This window comes from Paenibacillus ottowii (assembly GCF_006874425.1).
GTDB lineage: Bacteria > Bacillota > Bacilli > Paenibacillales > Paenibacillaceae > Paenibacillus > Paenibacillus ottowii.
The window spans coordinates 160616-175329 of record NZ_VIJZ01000006.1 but is presented as its reverse complement, the minus strand read 5'-3'; the positions used below and the strand labels follow the sequence as shown (position 1 = coordinate 175329).

The window sequence follows — 14714 nt, the reverse complement described above, 5'->3', positions numbered from 1 at the left end:
AGATGAACATTAAGCCGGAGCACAGCCAGTCTGCTGGATGGCTATTATTCATTGAACTTCACAATTCAATGAAACAATGACAGCAAAGGTGGGTTCCAAAACGATGAAAATATTGACCGTGCTCGGCACAAGACCGGAGATTATACGGCTCAGCTTGATTATTCCGAAGCTGGACCACTATGCGGATAAACATGTGCTTGTGCATACGGGCCAAAATTATACAGAAAGCCTGAGCGGACAATTCTTCCGCGAGTTGGGATTGCGCGCCCCGGATTATGTACTTCAGGAGAAAGCGGGAACACTGGGCAAACAGCTGTCTGCCATGTACTCGCAGATGGAGGACATTTTAAACCAGGAACGCCCGGACCATGTACTATTGCTCGGGGATACGAACAGCGCCTTATGTGCCCTGCTTGCGGAACGTATGGGTTACCCAGTTGTTCATATGGAGGCGGGGAATCGCTGTTATGATCTGGATGTGCCAGAGGAGAAGAACCGACGCGTCATTGATGCGATTTCTACCATTAATATGCCTTATACAGAGCAAAGCAAGCAGCACCTCCTACGCGAAGGCTTCCCAAGTCAACGAATTATACGGACTGGAAATCCGATTTATGAAGTGATGCAGCACTATGAGAAAGAGATATCCGGCAGCGAAATTTTGAAAAAGTTAGGATTGTCGCCGGGGGAATATTTTCTGGTTACTGCCCACAGAGCTGAAAATGTCGACCATCCGCCGCATTTGCTGGCTATTTTGGATGGTCTTAACCGGGTAGCTCGGCAGTTCGGGCAGCGGGTCATTTGCAGTATTCATCCCCGCACCGCTGCCCGGATCGCAAGCCACCCGCCGATCCAGCTTGATCCGCTGGTAGAGTTCCACGAGCCGTTCGGTTTTTTTGACTTCGTTCTGCTGGAGCGGCATGCCCGCTGCGCTTTGACGGACAGTGGCACCGTACAGGAAGAATGCTGTGTCATGGGGGTGCCGACGGTCACGATGCGGCGCACGACTGAACGGCCGGAAACAGTAGATTGCGGCAGCAATATCGTGTCCGGTCTTGATGGCGAGGTTATAGCGAACGCGGTAGCCTTAATGACCCAGATGAACCATAAATGGCAATGTCCCGCAGGCTATCTGGCGGAAGATGTGTCGGATAAGGTAGTTAAATTTCTGCTTGGAGGGAAACGGCATGTTTGAAAACCAACGTATCTTGGTTACCGGCGGCACCGGCTCTTGGGGGCATGAGCTGGTTACCCAGTTATTGCCGCGTAACCCCAAAGAGGTCATTATCTTTTCACGCGGAGAATCGAGTCAGGTTGCAATGAACAGACAGTTTGAGGATGAACGGCTCAGCTTCTGTATTGGGGATATTCGCGATAAAGATGCGCTGACTACCGCTTGTCAAGGAGTAGACTATATATTTCATTTGGCAGCTCTCAAGCACGTGCCTGTCTGTGAGGATCAGCCCTATGAGGCGCTTAAAACCAATGTTGTAGGCACCCAAAATGTGATCGAGGCCGCTGTCGCCAACCAGGTAAAAAAAGTCATTTATATCTCGACTGACAAGGCTGCCAACCCGTCCAATTTCTACGGCATGACAAAGGCGATTGGAGAAAAACTGATTGTTTACGCCAATCTGCTAAATAGCGATACACGGTTTGTGACGGTGCGCGGCGGTAATGTTTTAGGGACAAACGGAAGCGTGGTGCATTTGTTCCAAAGCCAGATTCGCCAAAAGGGTAAGGTTTTTATCACAGATATGAACATGACCCGCTTCTTCCTGACCTTGCGTGATGCCATCAGTCTGCTGTTCAAAGCTTCCGTAGAAAGCGTCGGCGGCGAAATTTTTATCATGACCATGCCAACCTGCCGTATTGTGGATTTGGCTGAGGTGCTCATTGAGGATTCAGGCGTGGAAAATATAGAAATGGTAGAAAAAGGCGTTCGTCCTGGTGAGAAAATTCACGAGATTTTGATGAGCGACTTTGAAAGCCTGACAACGGTAGTATATGACGAGCAATATTTGGTCATTCTCCCAACCCTGAATATTCCTCAATTAAAGGACCGTTATAGTCAGTGCCCTCCGGTATCGTTCAGCAGCTTTAGCTCGGAATTTAATTTGATGTCAAAAGAGGAGATCCGAGCCATTCTCCAGAGCGGGGGGTTCATCAAATGAAGCTGCTTATTTTGGGTGGTAACGGCATGGCAGGCCATGTCCTGGTTAAGTATTTTCAAAACCAGAACGGGTATAACGTGTTCTACACCACTCGTGATTCAGCAAATAAAGGCGGTCTCCTGCTGGATGTAAAGGACGGCTTTATGGTGGAGCGGCTGGTACGGAGTGTACAGCCAGACGTTATTATCAACGCGGTCGGCGTACTCAATCAGCATGCCGGGAAGGAGCTGATTGCAGCATACCAAATCAATGGATTGCTGCCGCATCTCCTCCGACAGACGGCGGATAGTATCGGTGCCCGATTGATTCATATCAGCACAGATTGCGTATTCGAAGGAAAGCGGGTTCCTGGCTTATATGAAGAGACCGATCAACCGGATGGGACAAGTGCCTATGCAATAACGAAAATACTCGGAGAAGTGAAGGCGCCACGGCATCTGACCATCCGTACCTCTATTATCGGACCGGAGATTCGACCAGGCGGCATTGGTTTACTGCACTGGTTTTTACAACAGAGCGGGGACGTTGACGGATACCGCCGGGTCTTTTGGAACGGGGTCACAACGCTGGAATTAGCGAAAGCAATACAAGTGTTGATGAATGAGCCGCTGGACGGACTCATTCATCTGGTTCACCCTGAACCGATCAGCAAGCATGATTTGCTGCTTCTGTTCAAAGACATCTGGAAGAGAGAGGACATTCGGATCGTGCCGAAGGATGAGCCGGTGCAGGACCGGACGCTTCGTTCTACCCGGGCCGATCTGCTCTACGATGTTCCTCACTACAGCATCATGCTGAAGGAGCTGCTGGAATGGACAGAAGCACAGCGGAACAACGTCGGCCTGTCATAGTCATTACCGGAGCGGTTGGCTATACCGGGATGCATGCCTGCCGCCATTTTGCAAGCCTCGGCTGGGAGGTGGCAGCGCTGACTCGCACTGCCACTTCTGCTTCAGAATTGACCTTTCAGTCTGGAAATGACGGGAATTCCACGCTGGAGACAGACACACGCGGTTGTATCACCCCTTATGTGTGTGACTTGCTCGACAAGAAACGTCTGGGCGAAGTGATTCGAGAAATTGCTCCGGATTATGTGCTTCACCTGGGTGGCAAAAATTCCGTACCTGAATCTTGGCAGAGTCCATTGTTATACATGGAATCCAATGTACTGTCCACCCTGTATCTGCTTGATGTACTGCGACCTTTCCCCCAAGCCAGAATCGTCGTAGCGGGTTCTCGGCTAAAGACGGCTTTGCAGGCACCTTACCATCCAACGCATCCCTACAGTCTTAGCAAAAGCATTCAAGAGGCAGTCGCGCTCTCGTGGGGCGCGCTGTTCGAACAATCTGTCATGCTGGCAGAGCCTTGCAACCTGATTGGTCCAGGTCCATCCACCGGCTTTTGCGCATTACTCGCGGGTTATATCGTTCGGACAGAACGTATGAAAGAGCACTCGGTAACGGAAGCAGCTCCGTTTCGTGTGTCTTCCCGACATGCGCAGCGTGATTTTCTCGACGTTCGTGATGCTGTTCGGGCCTATGGAGTGCTGTTGGAAAAGGGAGTGCCAGGCCGAATTTACTCGGTTTGCACAGGCCGCATTGTGGAGCTGGGCGATATCGTGGAACGTATGGTTTCCCTGGCAAAAATATCCATTCCTATACAATGGGGGGATATGGCCGAGTCAGTGTCAACAAAGGCATATCGGGCGCAGGAGCTGGAGGAGATGGGCTGGAAGCCGACCATACAGCTGGGGCAATCGCTGGAGGATATGATTCAATACCGCCGCACTGGAAAGGAAGGAACGTTATGAGACCAAAAGTAACGATCGTCATTCCCTTTTATAACTGTGCCTATGTGGATCAGGCTTTGCAGAGTGCATTGGAGCAAACCTATGGGCCGCTTGAGATTATAGTCGTCGATGACGGATCCACCACACATGTTAATTTGCTTCAGCCCTATCTCCCCTATATACATTATTTGGGCAAATCCAACGGTGGAACAGCCAGCGCTTTGAATCATGGTATCCGGCATGCCAGTGGCGAATATATTGCGTGGCTCAGCTCCGACGACACCTACCATAGGGACAAAATTAATAATCAGGTTTCTTTTATGATCGAACAGGACGCATGCATCTCTCATACGAATTTCAATTTCATTAATCAACACAGCCAAGTCACAACCTATCAGGCAGCCGCTGTATTTCCGTCCTTGACGGAGTTTTACCGTTTTTTCCTGCAGGGGAATCCAGTCAATGGATGTACGGTGATGTTTAAAAAGGAGCTTTTTACACATATCGGTTTGTTTGATGAACTGCTGCCGTACACCCATGACCTGGATATGTGGTACCGAGTGATGCTGGCCGGCTATCCATTTCCTTTTCTGAACGAGTCTTTGGTTAATTACCGTTGGCATGATGAAATGGGAACCAAAAAACATTGGCCCGCTGTGGAACAGGAGTACCGCATCACCCAAGCACGTTATCGGGATCGCTTTAGTCAGATGTTGGGTGGCTCATCCTCATGAAGCAAAGGTTTGTCAGGAGGGATTGATATGGTGGATACGGGGATTGTTATGCCGCTGTACAAACAGGATATCGGTTATCTGCAAGCTGCGATCTCATCCGTACTTGCCCAGAGCTACAGGGCATTTCGCTTCATCATTGTGATTGACGGAGCGCCGGAAATGATACAGCCGGCGCTTCACGCAGCCATGGGAGACTCACGCGTTCAGTTGGTTACACTCCCTCAAAACCAAGGAGTAGCCCATGCCCTTAACCGGGGATTCGGTGAGTTGTTTAAAGATCCATTGATCCAATATGTGACCTGGGTATCCAGCGACAACGTGTATCATTCAACCTTTATCGAACGATTGCGATGGGAGCTTGAACAGGGGCCAGATTCGCTCGGACTTGTGTTCTCCACCTTCCGTCAGGTTGACGGTGCGGGTAATCCGTTGTATGACGAGCAGCATCAACAGGCATTGATTCGGTACCAAAGTCAGCCGCCTCACGAATTGTTGAATGCCAGCATTGTCGGGGTATCATTTATGTACAAAAGTCAATATGCCCGTCTGATCGACGGTTATCGGCTGCAACCTGTGGAGGATTATGATTACTGGCTGCGGCTGACCGAAACATGCAGCATGAAGTTTATCCCGGAAATCCTGATGGATTACCGGGTGAATTCTGCTTTTAGTGTGTCGGCCAGCTTGCGCAGCCAGAAAGAGCATCGTCGCTGGCGGCACGCATTTCAAATCGCCAAGTATGAGGCCAGGGCCCGCCGGGGGATCACACTTGAAATGACCATTTTGATGCCTATTACAGATATGGCTCAAGCTGAGCCGTTGCTCGATAATCTGCTGGAGCAGCATTACAGTAATTGCATGGTACGGTTGCTTGATCTTACGCCGGAACAAGGCGCCTCTTCCTTTCTGACGATGATGCTTGACCCTCGGCTAATCGTAACGCCGAGACCCCATTATTCTGTCAGGGAAGCACTGGTTCAGGCGATTGGTGAAACGACCACACGCTTTGTTGTATGCTTCGGTATCAAACCTTATATTGCCGTGACGGATTTGTTGTATCTGACGGATTTGCTGCGCCCTTTGCAGAATACACATGCCTTTTCCTACTATACAGATGACCACTCATCCATCGGCAGCGGTCGTGGGGTTCAGTCCGTACCGCCGGAATGGAATTACGTGTATTATACCCACAGATTGCATGAGGCGCTGGAACAGGGTGGTTTTTAAATAACAGGGGACAGTGCCTGGATTGTGGTCAGTTCGGACTGGAGAACACGATGTTCCTGTACAACATTACCAAACTGATCGAGTCCAAAGTTGGAAAGCACAACATTGGCTGGAGCAGCGGAGACTACGTCGTATTGTACCTCATAGGCAAGAACCCCTTGTATAAAGAAAGTACGGCGTGCAATCGAGTTTGCGGGCAAATTAACCGATGTCACATACAGTGGTGTCTTGGTATCCGGTACAAGTGAGAAAAAAATTTGGATGGTTACGGTTGCTGCGTTCACCGTGTCCTCATTGACCAAATTTACAACAACATTGGAGCAGGCAGTACCAAAATCCCTCGTGTTGGTCATATAACCAGTCGTAAAAGCCAAATGAATCATCCTCTCCAAAACAGTATGGTAAAATCCCTCGACCGGGATGCTACTATTCTATGAATCTATTGAGAGGGAAGCTTGTATAGTTGTCTGTAGGCGATACTGAAAAAAGTACATTTTGATAAACACTTCAGGCATATCTATTTATAGAGACAGAGGAGGCGGGGCTGTTTTGAAAATTTTGTTGGCTACGTACTGGCCGATTCCTCATTTGGGTGGTGTGTGGCCCTTTATGCTGCAAATTAAACGAAGACTCGAACTGCTGGGTCACACGGTAGACTTGATGGGGAATGGACCGGATACCCTCAAATACCATATTGTTTTGAAAATAAGGAGTTGCCGAAGGATCAACTGCTGCCCCTGTTGCATACAAAGTTGAATGTCCGTATGATGTGATTCATACGCAGGACGTTATCGCTACGCGTGCTCTAAGTCGGGTCAAACGCAAGACAGTGCATTAGTGGCGAACATACATGGCTCGCTGGCTCGTGAAGTCATGATGGCTCTGGAGCGGGATCATGAGGAGGGTTACCGCGAGACGCTGATGTGGAAATATTATTGGGCACTGGAGCATTATGGCGCTATTTCTGCTGATATTACGATTACATCTACAGAATGGATGAAACAGACACTTGTTCGTGAGTTCGAAGTGCCTGAGCAGCAGATTACCACTTTCCAATACGGCTTAGATACCGAACTCTTCTGGAAAGTCCATGCCAAGGGAACAGACATGACACGGCCTGAGGGGAAAAAAGTTATAATATGCCCTTCTAGGCTGGTCTATATCAAAGGACTACATTATTTAATGAGCGCCCTTGGTCTGCTGAAAGCAAAGCGTACGGACTGGGTTTGCTGGATTGTCGGGGATGGGGATAAAAGGGAAGAGCTTCAGGCACAGGCGAAGGAGCTGGGGCTGGAGGAAGATATGGTCTTTCTGGGACATCGTGAAGATGTACCCGCCCTTTTACAACTGGCGGACCTTTTTGTTCATCCGAGCATACAGGATAATCAGCCATTTTCGGTCATGGAGGCGCAGATTATGGGACTCTTCCGGCAGTGGTATCAGATGCGGGTGGACTGCCGGAAATGGTGAAACATGAACACACCGGACTGGTTTCCCCGGTTGGCGATGTGGAGTCGCTTGCAGCTCATTTGCAGCATTTGCTGGCTCAGGATGAAATACGGATAGCCATGGGAAATCGCGCCAAAGCATGGGGAACCGCGCACTGGTCTTTGGATGTTATGATTGAACGACTTGTAAACATTTATGGGCAAGCGCTTAATCAAGTCCGTTGATTCGATAGTTAGGAGGGGGAATATGACTTTTCCTATCGTTGGAGACTTGTACAATCTTTTTGAAATCCAGCAGTCACATCCAGAGCTGGAGGTCGATTACGCAATATGGAACCGAATTAACACCTCCTTGCCGGAAGATTATAAGCTCCCGGACGCTGATATTTTGGAACGGCTGAAACAATCCGCGCCATGAGCATACAGACCATATAAAAAGGCAGGTCGGGCTGAACATCCCCACCTGCCTTTAGTTTTTTTAGCTTATTGTCCATCCGAGCCGAGCTGTCACCCATTCGATCTTCATAAACCGAGCCTCGAATCATGATTGGCCCCGTAACAACCGCGCGCCTGTCAGCCGATCGTACGGTCAAGCAGTACACATGAGGCTCTGCCTGTGTTCCCGTTTCCATAGCTTAACTCGGCATATCCCTCCTGATAGCAGGAGTCCTGCAACCAATCCAGCACAGGTCCCTGCTGATCGTTGCGACGCAATCGAATATCCAGTTCCCCGATATCCCAGTTGAGCAGCGGGTTTTCCCAGACCATAGACACTTCGATGACAATACGTCCTTCTGCTTCACTTGCAGGAATGATCAATGTAGAGAGCACGCTCTCCTGTTCGGTGACCTGAAAAGGCAGTGCATATGTGCCTGCTTCAGCTTTGTGTTGAACGGTATATTTTAACAACATACATTTTTCCTCTCTGCCTGATCATTAAGGTGTGATGGTAAAATGACTGGTTGTCCGCTTAGCGACTACGTTCCCGTTTTCCACAAATTCAGCCAGAATAAACAGCGTTTCCGGATTGTAAATATTCGTAACCACTCGCAGATAAAACGGGTTTTGGGCCGTCTCCATATCCTTGATTTCCAGTACTGAGCCAGCTTCGGGAGAAGGGCCTAGTCGAAGAAGCTGCCGTCTGAAAACGCCACTGTCATTCCCCATTTCCAGCAGCATATCAACGGATCTTTTTTCACGATTGAAGAAGGTTACATTGCAGCTTTGTATATGGGCGCTGTGGCAAGCGATATGATGATCGACAGTTAAAAGGAACACGGACATATCATGATGCCTCCTTGAATTCCGTAAGGTTACCAGCCTTATATGATATGAAAAATGAACGGGAGTGGACTGGATAGTTGTACGCCTCTTTGACAAAAAGCGCGCCAGTGTCCAACCCTTTTTGCCATGCTGTGCATGTAATGTAGAGTGGAACAATCTGCGGTCTGAAGCCCTTTTTCCTTAAGAAGAAGCATAGAGCAAGACTAGAGGTAAGGATCGCATGAACAAAGGAGGCACGGCTATGAAACTCGCACAGCTGGCAGGGGAATATGACGCGGTCTTTAGTTTGGGGCAGAACTGTACACCTGCCATTCAATTGGAAAAAAAACCGTTTGCGGCCGTTTGCCGGGGTGCTGGATTGGATGATGTCTGACACGCTTTCTGGTGTGAACCGCTTGCTCGAAAACCGATTTGCCGGCTTTATGGATTTGCCCAATCTGAGTGTCGTTGGTACGAGCCAACTCAATTATATGGTCAGAGATATTGCTTATAATGTGATCTCAGTGCACGATTTTCCTCAGGAACGCAATACATCCGCAGACCTGGCAACCTATCCAGAATTCAAGGAAAAGATAGACCGTCGGATCGAACGTTTTTTTTGCAAAAACACAGATGGCCAAGCGCAGCTTGTACGTTCGTATGCTGGGAACCTAATTACAAGAGTGATCCGCACTGGCGTACCCTTTTTGAAGGAATGTCCTTGTCGAAAAGGGGAGGTCGGCGTGCTTGAGCGATTGCAGGGTGAGTATGACGCAGTGTTTAGCCTGGGAGGGCATTGCTTACCTTCGAATCAACTGGATAAAAATGGACTCCGTCCGTATGCAGGTCCACTGGATTGGATGATTTCCGGCAATTTATCACAGATCAGTCGTTTACTGAATGAGCGTTTTGCCCGTTTTATGAATGTTGAAGGTCTGCGTGTCATAGGGCATGATTACGGAGGTCATAACTTTTTGGTTGAGGATGCGTCCTACGAGATTACAGCAGCACACCATTTTCCAGTTAGTCAGAATACATCAGAGCATCTGGCTTCCTATCCTGAGTTTAAAACGACACTTGACCGCCGCATTGCACGTCTACTGGAAAAATTCGCGTCGGCTTCCCGTCTGCTGCTGGTTCGTCTTGGTGGTAGTCGGGAGCAAGTGGTTGAACTGCATGATGTGTTGTCACAGAGGATTACACATGATTTTCGTTTGTTATTCGTGGATTATACAGGGGATGAAGGTGTGACAGAGCTAGATTGGGGACTGAACCGATTGGTTTCAGTAGCGTTGCCACCCGAGGATATATGGAACGGTCAGGATGAGATGTGGCGTTATATACTGAACAACGTCAGACTTCATGTCTGAGAGGGGGAGACATAGGAACACGTATAGATTGTCTTTCACCTGTGCTTGCGCCTGCGCCAAGCTGTAGAGCGTCGCATAACATGATGCGAAGGGAAGATACATGCTTCGGTTCAAAAGGAGGGTGCGCTAGTGAAGGCTTTGGTCACCGGAGGAGCCGGGTTTATTGGTTCCCAGCTGGTACGGGCGCTTGCTGACTCAGGCATCAGAGTGCTTGTGCTGGATAATCTGACGACCGGGAATGCTGCAAATGTGGACCCGCGCGCGGTCATGCATGTTGCAGATATTCGCAGCGCTGAAGCCAGGACGCTGCTGATTCGGGAAAGCCCGGATATTGTGTTTCACTTGGCTGCACAGGCTGATGTGCAGCAATCTATCCATCACCCCGATGAGGATGCGGATGTGAATGTACTGGGGACGATCCATTTGTTGCAGGCTTGTCGTGATGCGGGGGTGTCGAAAATCATATTTGCCTCCACATCCGGTGTATACGGAGAACTGCAAAAGCAATGTATTCAGGAAGACGATCCAGTGGGGCCTATTTCAGGCTACGGACTGTCCAAGCTGACCGCAGAATCGTATATTCGGCTTTTTTATCGTTTGTACGGCTTGAACTACACGATTTTGCGTTACGGAAATGTGTATGGTCCCGGTCAGGCTGCGAAGGGAGAGGGCGGTGTAGTCGCTATTTTTATAGAGCGGCTGAAAAAAGGCAGCCCCTTGCTCATTCACGGCGACGGGACGCAAACCCGCGACTTTGTGTACGTCAAGGATGTAGTCCGCGCCAATATGGCGGCTATACATGCAGCGGACCAACGCACGGTGCATGTAAGTACGGGACGAACGACGTCGATCAATCGGCTGGCTTATGATTTGCTAAAGCTGCACGGTTCATCTGTGCGGCCGGTGTATTCTCCTGCGCGGGCGGGAGACATTCGCCATAGCTGTCTTAGCAACGCAGTCGCCAGACACTGGCTTCGTTGGGAACCGCTATACGGCATCTCTGCCGGTCTAAGGGAAACGTATGTGAGCAGTATGGGCACAGACAAAGAAGGCAGTCAGGGCTAACAAGCGCGCGGATCAAAAAAGAGACTGAGGAAACTCTCAGCCTCTTTTCGGTTTGAACAGAAGTTATAGATTCTCGCCAGCTAGCTTGAAGGCTTGATCTAGGACGGCTGCACCGTTTCCTCTACCGTAAGCCAATGTGTCAATGACATCTACAGGGATGCCATAGGGAGCTGCAATTTCAGTTACTGGCTTTTTACGCATCCGCACTTGAGGTCCGAGCAATATAGCAATCACAGGATCAGTCATGCCTTCCAGCTCTTCCTTAATGGTGCTTTCGGGGATGGCTTCGATCTTCAGCTCTATGGATCTCGCTGCGGCTTCTTTTTTCATCTTGGAAACCAGAATGGATGTTGACATCCCCGCAGAGCATGCCAGAATGATTTTTTTCATATTAGAGCGCCTCCAGAAGTTCATTTGAACTACTTATACTCTTCATCCAGATCAGCAACAAATGAGCGTTCCTTGATAACAGCTTGATACCAGTAGCCGGATTTCTTCAAATGCTGACTTCGATCATTCTCCAGGTTAATTTCCACCAGCCCATAGCGATTTTTAAAAGCATTCATAGGGGAAACGTTGTCTGTGAAGGCCCATAGCATATAACCTGTACAGTTGGAGCCTGCTTCTACAGCTTGTAACGTGTAGTATAAGTGCTCAGTTATAAAGTCAATCCGATAGTCGTCCTGAATAATGTGTTCCTCATTTTTGAACGCAGCTTCATTTTCAATGCCCATGCCATTTTCCGCGACAAACCACTCGATATTGTTATATTCATTCTTGATGCGCATTCCCATATCGTAAATGATTTTGGGATAAATTTCCCAGCCCCGTGACTTGTTCATTCTTTTGCCCGGAAGATCAAAATGCTCATAGTAGTAAGAGGGGTGAAAAGGAATGTTTTCGTTCCACGCTTTACTCTGCGCTTTGACCCGGTGGGGATAGTAGAGATTGATCCCAACGTAGTCAACGGTATTTTCCTTAATCAAGGCCAGTTCTTCCGCTGTAGCTTCAAAGGCAATATCATGCTTGCTCATAAGCTCGAACAATTCTTGCGGGTATTCGCCTTTAATAAGCGGGTCCAGAAATACTCGATTGTAAAATAAATCATACACATGAGCAGCATACTGGTCATGTGGAGCACTGGACCGGGCGTACGTCACTTCGGGATTCAGAATAACCCCTATTTTAGCTCCGCTCTGACTGTATTTTTTGGCTTTGAAAAGCTGGACGCATTTCGCCGTAGCCAGTGTTTTATGATAGTTCCATTGCATCCACTTTCGCGTATTTTGTTCATAGGGATAACGAAGGGCGTCCAGATAGACACGAGTCTGTACAACAATGGGCTCATTAAATGTAAACCAGTGCTTGACCCGATCTCCGTACCGTTCAAACACCTTTTCCGCATATTTCACAAACAGCTCCACCACATGCTTGGAAGACCAGCCTTCATATTTGTCCAGTAAATAAGCGGGCACCTCATAGTGCTCCAGACAAATCATTGGCTCGACTCCGCTTGCAATCAACTCGTCAATGACCCTGCCGATGTAATTCGCATAGGTTTCATCCACCACCACATTTTCATAATCCGTTAAGAAGCGGGACCAATTAATAGAGGTGCGATAATGAGTGAGTCCAATCTGCTTCATCAGGGCAATATCTTCGGCATAACGATTATAAAAATCGGTTGCCCCCGCGGGTCCATATCCATTGTGCCAGACATAGCGGTCATTTTTGTACCATACGTCCAGATATGAGTCTTGACCTTCCTGTTTACCGCTCCAGCCCTCTGTCTGCCAGGCGGAAGCCGCTGCCCCCATCATGAAATTTGGCGGAATTTGTACGGTGTGTTTAGCCATGATATGCTTCTCCTTTTCATTCTATAGATTCCTCAAGGCGATTCTCAGCGGGTGTATCTCTACAGTAGCGCATTATTCAGTCGTTCGCTTGTTGGCAATTTTGACGAATGGGAAATAGATGATAATGGCTACTATGATACAAATAATCTGCGTTACAACGGCACCAATGCTTCCACCTGTAGACAGGTAGGCATTAATAATAGGCGGTGTAGTCCACGGAACCATAACGACCGCTTTACCTGCGAATCCAAGCAATGTCGAGAAGTAGCCAATTGTTCCTGTGATGAGCGGAGTTATAATGAACGGAATCGCCATCAATGGATTCAGCATAATCGGAAGTCCGAAAATGACAGGCTCATTAATATTAAACAGACCTGGCCCCAGCGAAAGCTTGGTTATTTCCTTCATATCCTCGCGCTTGGAGGCGATCATAATACTAATTAATAGGGCCAGCGTAACTCCTGAACCCCCAATACTCATGTATACGTCCCAAAAAGGCATCGTAATAATGTTCGGAATGGGGAGACCTTGATCATATGCAGTCATGTTAACAGTAATCGCTCCAAGCAGCAGAGGCTCACGAATGGGCTTTACCATTTGGTTTCCGTGAATACCAATCACCCAGAAGATTTGCGCCACCAGCATGAGTATCAGTATACCTGGCAGTCCTTGGACTACAGTCTCCAAAGGTTGTTGCACCACATTATAGACAGCATCGTACAGGTAGAGGCCTGTGAACTTATGAAAAAAGAATCCAAGCATCGAAAAAACAGTTACGGTGATAATGGCAGGGATGAGTGCGGAGAAAGAAACAGCTACATTGCTGGGAACACTTTCAGGCATTTTAATCTTTAATTTATCGGACTTGCCCAGTTTGTTGTATAGCTCAACGGATAGGATACTTATGAAAATACCCAAAAACAAGCTTTTAGTATCCGTAAATTGACGGGCGATGACGTCCGTTACTTTCTGCATGTCTCCGTTAACCATCAGTTCAATCGTGGTTGGTGTCACAGAGATGAAACAGATGAGAGCAAGTAAACCGGGGAAAAGATTTTTCTCTCCATTAATTTTTCCTAGCTCCAGACCAATCATAAAAATAGCTAGAATGGTAAGGATATTCAGGCTGGCATAGTTAATGCTTGAGAAAATCGGTTTGTACTCTGCCAAAAATGAGAATGGCTTAAAATGGGCCAGACCATTGACCGGGTCCATGACCATATTGGAGATCAATACTGCAAAAGCACCAACAATAATAACAGGCATTAAAGTGATAAAAGCCGATTTGATTGCTATTATATATTTAAAATTGTTGATTGCATTTGCTACCGATGTGAGGCCATCGACCAGTTTGTCTTTGAAAGCCATGGATAGCGCCCTCCCTCTACGATTTTAATCCGAGCTGATCAATGCGTTCATACAGGTTTATAAACTCCGAGGCCATATCGTGAATGGTGATGGCATTCATCAAATGATCTTGGGCATGCACCATCATGACGGACATCTCTGTTTTTTCACCAGCTGCTTCCTTACGAATGATTCTGGTTTGAATTTTGTGGGAAGACACCAGTTCTTTTTTAGCTGAGGCCAATTCTTCTCTGGATTCCTGAAATTTGCCCGCCTTTGCAAGCTCAATCGCTTCCATCGCCGAGCTGCGCGCATTCCCAGCGTATAATATAATTTGGAATACGATCTCGGTATCGTCCATGTCCTCCATGTTCACATCGTGTTCTGCAGATTCATCATTATTCATATGTTCTTGACTCCTTTCATCAGTTCTTCATATCG

The 14714-nt window shown here is 48.1% G+C and carries 17 protein-coding genes and 1 pseudogene; 11 read left to right on the top strand and 7 right to left on the bottom strand.

Translation table 11 applies throughout. The annotated features are described in order from the left end of the window. Nucleotides 1-103: 103 nt before the first annotated feature. The 6 genes from wecB to FKV70_RS15610 are packed head-to-tail and all read left to right on the top strand — an operon-like array spanning nucleotide 104 to nucleotide 5924. Nucleotides 104-1195 (top strand): non-hydrolyzing UDP-N-acetylglucosamine 2-epimerase, encoded by a 1092-nt coding sequence (gene wecB, locus FKV70_RS15635; protein WP_142613422.1) that lies wholly within the window; start codon nucleotides 104-106, stop codon nucleotides 1193-1195. After that, a complete protein-coding gene (locus tag FKV70_RS15630; protein WP_142613421.1) occupies nucleotides 1188-2174 on the top strand; it encodes a polysaccharide biosynthesis protein in 987 nt (328 codons plus the stop codon). Before wecB ends, FKV70_RS15630 begins: the two co-directional genes overlap by 8 nt. Beyond that, the gene (locus FKV70_RS15625) at nucleotides 2171-3025 is read left to right on the top strand and encodes a dTDP-4-dehydrorhamnose reductase family protein (RefSeq protein WP_142613420.1); all 855 of its coding nucleotides are present in this window, start codon (nucleotides 2171-2173) and stop codon (nucleotides 3023-3025) included. The genes FKV70_RS15630 and FKV70_RS15625 overlap by 4 nt, the downstream gene beginning before the upstream one ends. Continuing rightward, a complete protein-coding gene (locus FKV70_RS15620) occupies nucleotides 2986-3984 on the top strand; it encodes an NAD-dependent epimerase/dehydratase family protein (RefSeq protein ID WP_142613419.1) in 999 nt (332 codons plus the stop codon). The genes FKV70_RS15625 and FKV70_RS15620 overlap by 40 nt, the downstream gene beginning before the upstream one ends. Continuing rightward, a complete protein-coding gene (locus FKV70_RS15615) occupies nucleotides 3981-4697 on the top strand; it encodes a glycosyltransferase (protein WP_142613418.1) in 717 nt (238 codons plus the stop codon). Before FKV70_RS15620 ends, FKV70_RS15615 begins: the two co-directional genes overlap by 4 nt. Before the next feature lie 27 nt (nucleotides 4698-4724). Further along, entirely contained in the window at nucleotides 4725-5924 is a 1200-nt protein-coding gene (locus tag FKV70_RS15610; protein ID WP_142613417.1) for a glycosyltransferase family 2 protein, read from the top strand. Here the strand turns inward: FKV70_RS15610 and FKV70_RS15605 are convergent. Next, the gene (locus tag FKV70_RS15605) at nucleotides 5921-6307 is read right to left on the bottom strand and encodes a hypothetical protein (protein ID WP_244310759.1); all 387 of its coding nucleotides are present in this window, start codon (nucleotides 6305-6307) and stop codon (nucleotides 5921-5923) included. The two genes, FKV70_RS15610 and FKV70_RS15605, sit on opposite strands and share 4 nt — an antisense overlap. 166 nt (nucleotides 6308-6473) lie before the next feature. Here FKV70_RS15605 and FKV70_RS27020 point away from each other — a divergent pair. After that, a pseudogene (locus tag FKV70_RS27020) lies at nucleotides 6474-7597 on the top strand (glycosyltransferase family 4 protein). A gap of 22 nt (nucleotides 7598-7619) precedes the next feature. Beyond that, on the top strand, nucleotides 7620-7790 hold the full coding sequence (locus FKV70_RS26165; RefSeq protein ID WP_167669735.1) for a hypothetical protein: 171 nt from the start codon (nucleotides 7620-7622) through the stop codon (nucleotides 7788-7790). Between the two features lie 155 nt (nucleotides 7791-7945). Here FKV70_RS26165 and FKV70_RS15595 read toward each other — a convergent pair whose 3' ends face one another. Both FKV70_RS15595 and FKV70_RS15590 read right to left on the bottom strand, forming a co-directional pair. After that, nucleotides 7946-8284 (bottom strand): hypothetical protein, encoded by a 339-nt coding sequence (locus FKV70_RS15595; protein WP_244310757.1) that lies wholly within the window; start codon nucleotides 8282-8284, stop codon nucleotides 7946-7948. A gap of 24 nt (nucleotides 8285-8308) precedes the next feature. Continuing rightward, a complete protein-coding gene (locus FKV70_RS15590; RefSeq protein WP_142613415.1) occupies nucleotides 8309-8656 on the bottom strand; it encodes a hypothetical protein in 348 nt (115 codons plus the stop codon). Between the two features lie 241 nt (nucleotides 8657-8897). Here FKV70_RS15590 and FKV70_RS26915 point away from each other — a divergent pair, with 241 nt between their 5' ends. From FKV70_RS26915 to FKV70_RS15575, 3 genes are all read left to right on the top strand, one after another. Next, complete coding sequence (locus FKV70_RS26915; protein ID WP_280115079.1) at nucleotides 8898-9029, top strand: hypothetical protein; 132 nt, start codon at nucleotides 8898-8900, stop codon at nucleotides 9027-9029. After that, the gene (locus FKV70_RS26645) at nucleotides 9019-10005 is read left to right on the top strand and encodes a DUF1796 family putative cysteine peptidase (protein ID WP_244310756.1); all 987 of its coding nucleotides are present in this window, start codon (nucleotides 9019-9021) and stop codon (nucleotides 10003-10005) included. The genes FKV70_RS26915 and FKV70_RS26645 overlap by 11 nt, the downstream gene beginning before the upstream one ends. Before the next feature lie 129 nt (nucleotides 10006-10134). Then, nucleotides 10135-11070, top strand: coding sequence for an NAD-dependent epimerase/dehydratase family protein (locus FKV70_RS15575; protein ID WP_142613413.1), 936 nt, complete (start codon nucleotides 10135-10137; stop codon nucleotides 11068-11070). A gap of 63 nt (nucleotides 11071-11133) precedes the next feature. On the opposite strand, the gene FKV70_RS15570 is transcribed toward FKV70_RS15575, so the two are convergent. The 4 genes from FKV70_RS15570 to FKV70_RS15555 form a co-directional block, all read right to left on the bottom strand. Beyond that, nucleotides 11134-11460 (bottom strand): PTS sugar transporter subunit IIB, encoded by a 327-nt coding sequence (locus FKV70_RS15570; RefSeq protein ID WP_063209401.1) that lies wholly within the window; start codon nucleotides 11458-11460, stop codon nucleotides 11134-11136. 29 nt (nucleotides 11461-11489) lie between these two features. After that, nucleotides 11490-12926, bottom strand: a complete 1437-nt coding sequence (locus tag FKV70_RS15565) for a glycoside hydrolase family 1 protein (protein ID WP_142613412.1) — start codon at nucleotides 12924-12926, stop codon at nucleotides 11490-11492. A 72-nt stretch (nucleotides 12927-12998) separates the two neighbouring features. Continuing rightward, nucleotides 12999-14294 (bottom strand): PTS sugar transporter subunit IIC, encoded by a 1296-nt coding sequence (locus tag FKV70_RS15560; protein ID WP_142613411.1) that lies wholly within the window; start codon nucleotides 14292-14294, stop codon nucleotides 12999-13001. A gap of 16 nt (nucleotides 14295-14310) precedes the next feature. After that, nucleotides 14311-14679 carry a PTS lactose/cellobiose transporter subunit IIA gene (locus FKV70_RS15555; RefSeq protein ID WP_081276846.1) on the bottom strand — a complete coding sequence of 123 codons (369 nt, stop codon included), beginning with the start codon at nucleotides 14677-14679 and terminating at the stop codon, nucleotides 14311-14313. Between the last annotated feature and the right edge of the window lie 35 nt (nucleotides 14680-14714).

What these genes read in the sequence shown, in the direction of transcription:
- wecB (WP_142613422.1), top strand. Translation starts at nt 104, where the DNA reads ATGAAAATATTGACCGTGCTCGGCACAAGACCGGAGATTATACGGCTC.
- FKV70_RS15630 (WP_142613421.1), top strand. Translation starts at nt 1,188, where the DNA reads ATGTTTGAAAACCAACGTATCTTGGTTACCGGCGGCACCGGCTCTTGG.
- FKV70_RS15625 (WP_142613420.1), top strand. Translation starts at nt 2,171, where the DNA reads ATGAAGCTGCTTATTTTGGGTGGTAACGGCATGGCAGGCCATGTCCTG.
- FKV70_RS15620 (WP_142613419.1), top strand. Translation starts at nt 2,986, where the DNA reads ATGGACAGAAGCACAGCGGAACAACGTCGGCCTGTCATAGTCATTACC.
- FKV70_RS15615 (WP_142613418.1), top strand. Translation starts at nt 3,981, where the DNA reads ATGAGACCAAAAGTAACGATCGTCATTCCCTTTTATAACTGTGCCTAT.
- FKV70_RS15610 (WP_142613417.1), top strand. Translation starts at nt 4,725, where the DNA reads ATGGTGGATACGGGGATTGTTATGCCGCTGTACAAACAGGATATCGGT.
- FKV70_RS15605 (WP_244310759.1), bottom strand. Translation starts at nt 6,307, where the DNA reads ATGATTCATTTGGCTTTTACGACTGGTTATATGACCAACACGAGGGAT.
- FKV70_RS26165 (WP_167669735.1), top strand. Translation starts at nt 7,620, where the DNA reads ATGACTTTTCCTATCGTTGGAGACTTGTACAATCTTTTTGAAATCCAG.
- FKV70_RS15595 (WP_244310757.1), bottom strand. Translation starts at nt 8,284, where the DNA reads ATGTTGTTAAAATATACCGTTCAACACAAAGCTGAAGCAGGCACATAT.
- FKV70_RS15590 (WP_142613415.1), bottom strand. Translation starts at nt 8,656, where the DNA reads ATGTCCGTGTTCCTTTTAACTGTCGATCATCATATCGCTTGCCACAGC.
- FKV70_RS26915 (WP_280115079.1), top strand. Translation starts at nt 8,898, where the DNA reads ATGAAACTCGCACAGCTGGCAGGGGAATATGACGCGGTCTTTAGTTTG.
- FKV70_RS26645 (WP_244310756.1), top strand. Translation starts at nt 9,019, where the DNA reads ATGATGTCTGACACGCTTTCTGGTGTGAACCGCTTGCTCGAAAACCGA.
- FKV70_RS15570 (WP_063209401.1), bottom strand. Translation starts at nt 11,460, where the DNA reads ATGAAAAAAATCATTCTGGCATGCTCTGCGGGGATGTCAACATCCATT.
- FKV70_RS15565 (WP_142613412.1), bottom strand. Translation starts at nt 12,926, where the DNA reads ATGGCTAAACACACCGTACAAATTCCGCCAAATTTCATGATGGGGGCA.
- FKV70_RS15560 (WP_142613411.1), bottom strand. Translation starts at nt 14,294, where the DNA reads ATGGCTTTCAAAGACAAACTGGTCGATGGCCTCACATCGGTAGCAAAT.
- FKV70_RS15555 (WP_081276846.1), bottom strand. Translation starts at nt 14,679, where the DNA reads ATGAATAATGATGAATCTGCAGAACACGATGTGAACATGGAGGACATG.